General features: G+C 63.1%; 1 protein-coding gene. It reads right to left on the bottom strand.

The genetic code is table 11. The features are described 5' to 3' along the window. The coding region (locus AUL33_RS21355) for a DEAD/DEAH box helicase family protein (protein WP_192843257.1) at positions 1–737 on the bottom strand (737 nt) is incomplete at both ends.

Genomic DNA, 737 nt, shown 5'->3' with positions numbered 1-737 from the left:
ACCTCCGTCACCTCACCTTCGCGCTTGAAGTCGTGGATGTGGTGCGCCTCGTCGTTGAACACCATCAGGGCCGGAAGATCACGAAGGTAGGTGAGGATGCCGCCGCGCTCGAAGCGGCGGTTCAGAACATTAAGGTCGTTGCCCTGGCTGGTGCCGGGCGTGAGAGGCAGGATGCTCTGCACAATGGCCTTGGGGTCGGCCGCCTGGCCAGGAGCCGCGATGTCGCCGTCCTCAGGCTCCTCGCTCTCTTCCGACAGGACATGCCAGTTGGAAATCGCGATCAGGCCTCCGGCCGTGACCTTGCGGCCGATATCTTCCTTGGCACAGACGGCACCCTGCACGAAGCGGAACACCTCGTCGCGGTAGGCGTCGGGGATGAACAGCTCCTGGAAGGTGGCAAGGTCGGAGTTGGTGAAGTCGCGCTTGCCGTTGCGCTCCTTGCCCATGAAGGCGTCGAGCAGGCGATCGTAGACGATCAGGCCAGGCGCAACGACGAGGAAGTTTTTGGTGAAGCGTCCGCTGCCGGGCGCGCGGTGCGCATTGAGAACCTGCCACACCATAAGGGCCTGAAGCACCCAGGTTTTGCCGGTGCCGGTCGCCATTTTCAGGCAGTATTTGGGATAGGCATTCTTCGCGGTGCGGATCGTGTCCGCGTCCTTCGCACTCCCCAGCATCACCGCCGGGGCTACCGCCTGATACAGGTCCTGCAACGTCGAGATGCCCAGCACCTCATGGGC

The sequence above is a fragment of the Aureimonas sp. AU12 genome, from assembly GCF_001463705.1.
GTDB lineage: Bacteria > Pseudomonadota > Alphaproteobacteria > Rhizobiales > Rhizobiaceae > Aureimonas.
Note: the sequence above shows the minus strand (reverse complement) of the source record. Positions and strands in the feature narration are given on the sequence as shown.